At 43.1% G+C, this 1,053-nt stretch carries 1 protein-coding gene and 1 pseudogene; one reads left to right on the top strand and one right to left on the bottom strand.

The annotated features are described in order from the left end of the window. The coding region (locus A3735_RS08485; RefSeq protein WP_068637913.1) for a DUF4212 domain-containing protein at positions 1-260 on the bottom strand (260 nt) is incomplete at its 3' end. Positions 261-575: 315 nt separating this feature from the next. Between A3735_RS08485 and A3735_RS08480 the strand changes: the two are divergent. Next, positions 576-1,053, top strand: a pseudogene (locus A3735_RS08480) (hybrid sensor histidine kinase/response regulator); the annotation flags it as partial.

Below are 1,053 nucleotides of genomic sequence, written 5' to 3'. Positions count from 1 at the left end.
TCTTCTACGTTAAATTCGCGGTCAAGTGCCGCCATTTTTTTTGCGTAATAAAAGACCAACACAACAAAGCTATACATCGAGCCCTGTTGAGCAAACCAGAAGCCCAATTTATAGCCGCCAATTTGAATCTGATTCAGTACATCGACCAGTAGGATTCCGCATACAAACGATACGACAAACCAAATGCATAACAGCTTTAGCATGAGTTTGATATTGTATTGCCAGTACGCAGATGCTTGCTCATTATTATTTTCTTGCATGACACATCTCCGCTTAGTTGAACCTTACATTTAAGGCTAAAGTAGACTGTCGGAGAATCACGATCTTTCGGTAAACCGTTACCCGATCGCAATTCTCCGACAGCCTCCAGGTCTTCTTTTATTTCCAGAAGCCAAGGCCAATCTAGCAAGTAATTTAGGAGAAGGGACCAAGACTTTGGTCTAAGTTACGACTAAAGTAGTAGACCTTATAATATGAAAAATGCGATACAGCACTGGTTTTTATTCACCGGTAGTCAGCAAGCTGTATATACATAGCGAATACTCAAGAAATAATAATTAAATGAAGAGGTCATCGTGTCAGCCAGCATAGTGTTTACTGCCATCATCGCTTATACCGCTCTGTTATTCTGCATTGCAAGACAAGGCGACCAAACACGCTTCTCTGAAGACTCCTGGTCTCGCCATCCTTATGTCTATGCCTTGGCCTTGGGCGTGTACTGCACATCTTGGACTTTTTATGGTTTAGTCGGAACAGCTTCAACTTCTACCTGGGATTTCCTGCCAATTTTGCTTGGCCCGATACTGCTGTTTACACTAGGGTGGCCAATCTTGAATAAGATTTTTCTAATTTGTCGGCAAGAGCATATTCATAGTATTGCCGACTTTTTAGCCTCCCGTTACGGCAAGCGCCAAGGCATTGCTGCGACCACGACCCTGGTGATTTTACTGGCGACAGTACCGTATATTTCTTTACAGCTAAAAGCAGTTTCAGACACCTTGTCTTTGATCATCGATACCCATCAGGTCGGTAATCAGGATGTCACCCTGCTGA

The sequence above is a fragment of the Oleiphilus sp. HI0061 genome, from assembly GCF_001635675.1.
The sequence above is the reverse complement of the archived record's forward strand: the minus strand, read 5'-3'. Positions and strand labels throughout refer to the sequence as shown.